The organism is Shewanella sp. ALD9 (assembly GCF_002836315.1).
Classification (GTDB): Bacteria; Pseudomonadota; Gammaproteobacteria; order Enterobacterales; family Shewanellaceae; genus Shewanella.
Window position 1 is genome coordinate 1 of the sequence record NZ_PJCD01000032.1, and the last position, 282, is coordinate 282.

Annotated in this window: 1 protein-coding gene; it reads left to right on the plus strand. The window is 49.3% G+C overall.

Annotation, left to right across the window (positions count from 1 at the left end):
- The coding region (locus tag CXF88_RS14425; RefSeq protein WP_157822809.1) for a hypothetical protein at positions 1–282 on the plus strand (282 nt) is incomplete at both ends.

A 282-nucleotide genomic window follows, 5' to 3' on the forward strand; every position in this document is an offset into this window, starting at 1 on the left:
CTTTGATGAAGACGGTGATTTACTGACCGTGGACTTCACCCCAGGCAGCAATGACGACGGTTACTACGCGTTAGTCAACGGCGAAGTGGTATTAACCCAAGCCGGTGCTGACTTGGTTAACAACGAAGGTACCTTACCGCCCGTTGATTTAACCGTCTCTGATGGCAGCCTAACCGGTCAAGACAGTGACACTCCGGTGATCACTCCAATAAATGATACTCCTGTTTCTGACAGCTACAGCTTTAGCTACAATGAAAACAGCACTGACAGCACCGTGATTGG